Below are 6,531 nucleotides of genomic sequence, written 5' to 3' on the forward strand. Positions count from 1 at the left end.
ACCGCCGTCCCGGCCGCGCCCGCCGACCTGCCCGCCGGGGTCGCCCCCGCCTCCGGGCCGCGCCCCCCGCTGCGCCGCCGGCTGGGGGCCGGGCCGGTCGCCTCGGTCAAGCTGGCGTCCGGCTGCGACCGCCGGTGCACGTTCTGCGCCATCCCCTCCTTCCGCGGCTCCTTCGTCTCCCGCCGGCCCTCCGACGTCCTCGGCGAGACGCGCTGGCTGGCGGAGCAGGGCGTACGGGAGATCATGCTCGTCTCCGAGAACAACACCTCGTACGGCAAGGACCTCGGCGACGTACGGCTGCTGGAGACGCTGCTGCCCGAACTCGCCGCGGTGGACGGCATCGAGCGGATCCGGGTCAGCTACCTGCAGCCCGCCGAGATGCGCCCCGGGCTGATCGACGTGCTCACGTCGACGGAGAGGGTCGCGCCGTACTTCGACCTGTCCTTCCAGCACGCCGCCCCGGGCGTGCTGCGCGCGATGCGCCGCTTCGGGGACACCGAGCGGTTCCTGCAGCTGCTCGGGGAGATCCGGTCGCGGGCGCCGGAGGCCGGCGCGCGGTCGAACTTCATCGTCGGCTTCCCCGGCGAGACCGAGCGGGACGTCGAGGAGCTGGAACGCTTCCTCTCCGGCGCGCGGCTGGACGCCGTGGGGATCTTCGGCTACTCCGACGAGGAGGGCACGGAGGCCGCCGGCTACGGCTCAAAGGTTCCGCCGGAGGCGGTCGCCGAGCGGCTGGCGCACATGACGCGGCTGGCGGAGGAACTGACCGCGCAGCGGGCCGAGGAGCGGCTCGGGGAGACGGTGCGGGTCCTGGTGGACGCGGTGGAGACCCCCGAGGCGGACGCGGACGCGGACGCGGGCGGCGGCCCGGACGGTACGGAGGTCGTCGGCCGGGCCGCGCACCAGGCGCCGGAGACCGACGGCGTCACGCTGCTCGCCGGCGGGACCGCGCGGCAGGCGGCCCCCGGGGCGCTGGTCACCGCCAAGGTGGTGGGGAGCGAAGGCGTGGACCTGGTGGCGGAGCCGATAGGCGAGCCTGATCGGCGGCGGCCGCGGGAGCCGGCCGAGGGGGCCGCGAGATGAGCCCCGCCCCGGCCGTCGGCCAGGCCGGTCTGTGGAACATCGCCAACGTCCTCACCATGGTGCGGCTCCTGCTCGTACCGGCGTTCGTGCTGCTCATGGCCGCCCAGGGCGGCCACGACCCGGCCTGGCGCTCGTTCGCGTGGGCCGCCTTCACGATCGCCATGATCACCGACCTCTTCGACGGGGAACTGGCCCGCCGCTACGACCTCGTCACCGACTTCGGCAAGATCGCCGATCCCATCGCCGACAAGGCGATCATGGGTGCCGCGCTGATCTGCCTCTCGGCGCTCGACGACCTGCCCTGGTGGGTGACGATCGTGATCCTGGCGCGGGAGATCGGCATCACCCTCATGCGGTTCTGGGTGATCAGGCACGGCGTCATCCCGGCCAGCCGGGGCGGGAAGCTGAAGACCCTGGCCCAGGGGGTGGCCGTGGGCATGTACATCCTCACCCTCACCGGACCGCTTGCCACGCTGCGCTTCTGGATCATGGCCGCGGCCGTGGTCCTGACCGTGGCGACCGGCCTGGACTACGTCAAGCAGGCGATCGTGCTCCGCCGCAGGGGGCTGGCCGCCGAACGGGAGCAGAGAGTCCAGTGACCACACAGAACACCGACGGGGCCGCCGCCGACCTGCTCGCCCTGTGCGTGGAGCGCGGCGTCACCCTGGCCGTCGCCGAATCCCTCACCGGCGGGCTCGTCGCCGCCGAGATCACCGCGGTGCCCGGCGCCTCCCGGTCGTTCCGGGGCGCCGTCACCGCGTACGCGACCGACCTCAAGCGGGACGTCCTCGGCGTCGACAGCTCGCTGCTCGCCCAGCGCGGCGCCGTCGACGGCGAGGTCGCCCGGCAGATGGCCTCCGGGGTGCGCTGGCGGCTCGGCGCGGACTGGGCGGTGGCGACCACGGGCGTCGCCGGACCGGATCCGCAGGACGGGCAGCAGCCGGGTACCGTCTTCGTCGCCGTGGCCGGCCCCGAGGGGCGCAGCGAGATGCGGTCGCTGAACCTGACGGGGTCTCGCACGGAGATCCGCACGGCCGCCGTGGGGGAGGCGCTGGCGCTCCTCCGGCGCCACCTGGACGCGGCCCCGAAGGGGCAAGAGGGGCGCAAATACCCGGAAAATCCTGATCAGGAGGCCCCGTATTCCTCGCTTGGCGAACGGTGAAGATGACTTCCGTCGCCGCACTGTCACGGTCCGAGGCGGTACGGTGGAGCAGAGAGGATCCGGATCCGAGGTCCTAGGAGGGAGCCACGCATGATTTTGCTCCGTCGCCTGCTGGGTGACGTGCTGCGCCGGCAGCGACAGCGCCAGGGCCGGACGCTGCGCGAGGTTTCCTCGTCAGCGCGTGTTTCCCTCGGCTATCTCTCGGAGGTCGAGCGGGGCCAGAAGGAGGCCTCCTCCGAGCTGCTCAACTCGATCTGCGACGCCCTCGACGTTCGGATGTCCGAGCTGATGCGCGAGGTGAGCGGGGAGCTGGCCCTCGCGGAGCTGGCCCAGTCCGCCGCCGCCACCGAGCCGATCCCCGCCCCCGTGCGGTCGTTCACTGTGACGTCGGTTACAGGGATGCCGGACGAGCGGGTCACCATCAAGGCCCCGAAGGAACCAGACCCCGTCGCGGCCTGAGCGAAGAGAGCCTGCGAGAGCCCGGTTCCGCCGTCGGCGGAGCCGGGCTCTCGGCCTGCGTGCCGCGGTGCCGTCCGCGCCCGTACGGGGCCGCCGCGGCGGTCAGCCGCCCGGCTGGCACCGCGGGCACCAGTACGTCACGCGGTCGTCCGCCGCCGCTCCCTCCTCCTGCGCCCGCCTGCGCACCGCCGTCCCGCAGCGCAGGCACGGCCGGCCGCCGCGGCCGTAGACCCACAGCCGCCGGTCGGGGCGCCGGCTCGGCGTCGTCGTACGGGCCACCCGGTCCCGGTTCGCCACCAGCAGCCGCCGGGCCGCGGCGACCAGCCGGCCGGGCTCCGGAAGCGCGGAGACCGGAGCGTACGGGCTGACGCCGGCGAGGAAGCACAGCTCCGACTTGTAGACGTTGCCGATGCCCGCGAGATTGCGCTGGTCGAGCAGGGCCTCGCCGAGCGGCCGGGCGGGGTCGGCGAGCAGCCGGCGCTCCGCCTCCGCCGGATCCCAGTCGGGGCCGAGCAGGTCGGGGCCGAGATGCCCGACGACCCGGTCCTCCGCGGCGGTGCGCAGCAGCTCCAGCACGGGCAGCCGGTAGCCGACCGCCGTGCGCTCGGCGTTGCCGAGGACCGCGCGGATCTGGTGCCCGGGCCCGCCGCGCCAGGACTCCCCGGGCGCGTACAGCGCCCAGGCGCCCTCCATGCGCAGGTGCGAGTGCAGCGTGAGGCCGCCCTCGACGCGGGCCAGCAGGTGCTTGCCGCGCGGGACGACCGCGGTGACCTCGCGGCCGGTGAGGTCGGCCGTGGCCAGCCGGGGCACGCGCAGGTCGCAGCGGGTCAGCCGGCGGCCCGCCAGCGCCTCGTGCAGCAGGCGCGCGGTGCGCCAGACGGTGTCTCCTTCGGGCACGCACCCATCGTGCCAGGGCGCGCGGCGCACGCGGAGCGCGTCGGGGGTGGGGCTGGACCCACCCCGGTCCGGGGGCTGCGGGGGCGGTGCCCGGGCCGCCTCGCGGGACACGATGGGCGGCATGATGAGGACGGAACGGGAGGCACCATGAGCAGGCTGCGGCCGTACGTGACCGCGCAGGGACGGGCCGTCGTGCTGGTGGCGCTGGCGGCGGTGGAGGTCGTGGCGCAGGCCGTGATGCTCGGCTCGCTGGTGCTCGGCTTCGGGCTCGGGCTGCTGTTCCTCTTCCCCTGGGGGGTGGCCGCCGCCCGCGGCACCGCCGGCGCCGCCCGTGCGCTGACCGGCCGCTGGACCGGGCGGCCGATCCCCGAGCCGTACCTCCCCGCGCCGCCCCACCCCCTGCCCGGCCCGGACGGCCGCTACCGGCACCTGGGCATCAGCTACCGCAGCCCCGCGCTGCCGGAGTTCTTCGAGCGCGTACACCGGCTGCTGTCCGACCGCGCGACCTGGCGGGACACGCTCTGGCTGATCGCCGACCCGGTCGTCGGCCTGGCCCTGGCCGTGCTGCCGCTGCTCACCGTCGGCTATGGGCTGTTCGGCATGGCGCTGCCGCTGCTGTGGGACCCCTCGTACCCGGGGGACACGCTCGTCGACTACGCGGGCGTCGAGGTCGCCTCGCAGGACACCGCCCTGGCCCTGGTGCCCGTGGGAGCGGCGCTGTGCGCGCTCGGGCTGTGGGCCGGGCCGCGGGCCATGGCGCTGCACGGGCGTTGGACGCGCTCCCTGCTGGCGCCGGCGCGGGCGTCGGAGCTGGCGCTGCAGGTCGCCGAGCTGGACCAGAAGCGTACGGCGGCCACCGACTGGCAGGCGGCGGAGGTGCGCCGCATCGAGCGCGACCTGCACGACGGCCCGCAGGCCCGGCTCGTCGCCCTCGGCATGACGGTCTCGGCCGCGGAGGAACTGGTCGACACCGACCCGGCGGCGGCGAAGGTACTGCTGCGGCAGGCGCAGGACTCGTCGTCCGCGGTGCTGCGCGAGCTGCGCGGGCTGGTACGGGGCATCCATCCGCCGGTGCTGGCCGAGCGGGGGCTCGGCGACGCCGTACGGGCGCTGGCGCTGGACAGCGCGCTGGACGTCCGGGTCGAGGTCGACCTGCGCGGGCAGCTGCCGGACCCGGTGCAGTCCGCGGCGTACTTCGCGGTGGCGGAGATCCTCGCCAACGCGGGGAAGCACGCCGGGGCGGACCGGGTGGACATCGACCTGTGGCACCGCGACGGGGTGTTGCGCGCGACGGTCACCGACGACGGCCGCGGCGGCGCGGCGCCGACCGCGGGGGGCGGGCTGCGGGGCGTGGAGCGGCGCATCAAGCCGTTCGACGGGGTGCTGGCGGTCAGCAGCCCCGAGGGCGGGCCGACGACCGTGGCGGTGGAGATCCCCTGCCCGCTGGGGGACGAGTGCTGCGACACCCAGCCGGCGGGCGGCGCGGGCGCGGGGGGCCCGCGCCGGCTGGCGGGGCGCGGGGAGCTGTGGCTGACGGCGCTGGCGCCGGTAGTGTGTTCCGTCGCGCTGTTCCCGCAGGGGCTGGTCGCGGGGACGCTGCTGGTCTTCGGCACGGACAACCGGTCGTGGTTCCTCGCCCTGTACCTGCCGGAGCCGCTGCGCTGGCCCACGGTGCTGGCGATGGTGGCGCTGGGCCTGGCCGGGGTGCGCCCGCTGCTGCGGCGGTGGCGGAAGGGCGGCGCGAGGCAGGGGTGCTGACGGGGGAGCGTACGGCCGCCCCGGCGGGCGTGGCGGACGTGGCGGAGAGGAGCGGGGCAGTGCGTGTCGTCCTGGCGGAGGATCAGTACCTGCTGCGGGACGGGCTGACGCGGCTGCTGCAGGCGCACGGCATGGAGATCTGCGCGGCGGTCGAGTCCGGCGAGGAGCTGCTGGCGGCGCTGCGCGCCGAGCGGCCGGACGTGGCGGTGGTCGACATCCGGCTGCCGCCGACGTTCACGGACGAGGGCCTGCAGGCGGCGCTGGCGGCCCGGCGGGAGCGGCCGGAGCTGCCGGTGCTGATCCTGTCGCAGCACGTGGAGCAGCTGTACGCGCGGGAGCTGCTCGCGGACGGCAGCGGCGCCGTCGGATACCTGTTGAAGGACCGGGTGTTCGCGGCGCGGCAGTTCGTCGACTCCGTGCGGCGGGTGGCCGGGGGCGGCACGGCGATGGACCCGGAGGTCATCGCGAAGCTGCTGGCGAGCAACGCGCGGGACGAACCGCTGGGGCGGCTCACGCCGCGGGAGCGGGAGGTGCTGGCAGGCATGGCGGAGGGCCGCTCGAACGCGGCGATCGCGCGTCAGCTGTTCCTCTCGGAGGGCGCGGTCAGCAAGTACACGACGAACATCTTCGCCAAGCTGGACCTCGCGCCGTCGGACGACGACAACCGCCGGGTGCGGGCGGTGCTGGCGTATCTGAACGGCCGGGCGGGGTAGGCGCGCGGCCCGCCTGCGGCGGGTCGGGAGGGCGCAGCGGGGCAGGCGACCGTGCCGCGCTCCCGCCGTCAGGCGCGTACGCGCAGGCCGCGGGGGGTGGCCGTGAAACCCGCCTGTTCCAGGAGGGTGCCCAGGGGGGAGTCCAGGGCCTGGGCGGCGTTGATGCGTTCCACCGTCGCCGTACGGCCCAGGGCGCCGCCGCGGGCCGCCGCCGCCAGCGCCTGAGCCGCCGCGGCGAGGCGGGGGTCGTCCGCCGAGGGCCAGGCCAGCAGCGTGCGGCCGCCGCGCTCCACGTACAGCGCGAGGTCGCCCTCCACCAGCACCACCAGCGCGCCGGCCTTGCGGCCGGGCTTGTGCGTCGTGCCGGGCGGAGGTTCCGGCCACGGCAGGGCCGCTCCGTACGCGTTCGCCGGGTCCGCCAGCGCCAGCACCAGCGCCCGCTGCCCGCCCCGGCCGGAG

General features: G+C 75.7%; 8 protein-coding genes. 6 read left to right on the top strand and 2 right to left on the bottom strand.

The features are described from left to right. The 4 genes from ABD317_RS32125 to ABD317_RS32140 all read left to right on the top strand — a co-directional run. The coding region (locus tag ABD317_RS32125; protein WP_344294604.1) for a MiaB/RimO family radical SAM methylthiotransferase at positions 1-1,083 on the top strand (1,083 nt) is incomplete at its 5' end. Beyond that, complete coding sequence (gene pgsA, locus ABD317_RS32130) at positions 1,080-1,682, top strand: CDP-diacylglycerol--glycerol-3-phosphate 3-phosphatidyltransferase (RefSeq protein ID WP_027752686.1); 603 nt, start codon at positions 1,080-1,082, stop codon at positions 1,680-1,682. The genes ABD317_RS32125 and pgsA, both read left to right, overlap by 4 nt. Then, a complete protein-coding gene (locus ABD317_RS32135) occupies positions 1,679-2,245 on the top strand; it encodes a nicotinamide-nucleotide amidohydrolase family protein (protein WP_027752685.1) in 567 nt (188 codons plus the stop codon). Before pgsA ends, ABD317_RS32135 begins: the two co-directional genes overlap by 4 nt. A 90-nt stretch (positions 2,246-2,335) precedes the next feature. Next, complete coding sequence (locus ABD317_RS32140; protein WP_027752684.1) at positions 2,336-2,704, top strand: helix-turn-helix domain-containing protein; 369 nt, start codon at positions 2,336-2,338, stop codon at positions 2,702-2,704. A gap of 102 nt (positions 2,705-2,806) precedes the next feature. Here ABD317_RS32140 and ABD317_RS32145 read toward each other — a convergent pair whose 3' ends face one another. Beyond that, a complete protein-coding gene (locus ABD317_RS32145; protein WP_344294607.1) occupies positions 2,807-3,601 on the bottom strand; it encodes an Fpg/Nei family DNA glycosylase in 795 nt (264 codons plus the stop codon). A gap of 147 nt (positions 3,602-3,748) precedes the next feature. On the opposite strand from ABD317_RS32145, the gene ABD317_RS32150 reads away from it, so the two are divergent. Next, positions 3,749-5,359 (top strand): sensor histidine kinase, encoded by a 1,611-nt coding sequence (locus ABD317_RS32150; RefSeq protein ID WP_344294609.1) that lies wholly within the window; start codon positions 3,749-3,751, stop codon positions 5,357-5,359. A gap of 59 nt (positions 5,360-5,418) precedes the next feature. Further along, the gene (locus tag ABD317_RS32155; RefSeq protein ID WP_344294611.1) at positions 5,419-6,072 is read left to right on the top strand and encodes a response regulator transcription factor; all 654 of its coding nucleotides are present in this window, start codon (positions 5,419-5,421) and stop codon (positions 6,070-6,072) included. A gap of 68 nt (positions 6,073-6,140) precedes the next feature. On the opposite strand, the gene ABD317_RS32160 is transcribed toward ABD317_RS32155, so the two are convergent. Beyond that, positions 6,141-6,531, bottom strand: a 391-nt coding sequence (locus ABD317_RS32160) for a hypothetical protein (protein ID WP_344294613.1), incomplete at its 5' end; no start/stop codon positions are given.

The organism is Streptomyces synnematoformans (assembly GCF_039531005.1).
Classification (GTDB): domain Bacteria; phylum Actinomycetota; class Actinomycetes; order Streptomycetales; family Streptomycetaceae; genus Streptomyces; species Streptomyces synnematoformans.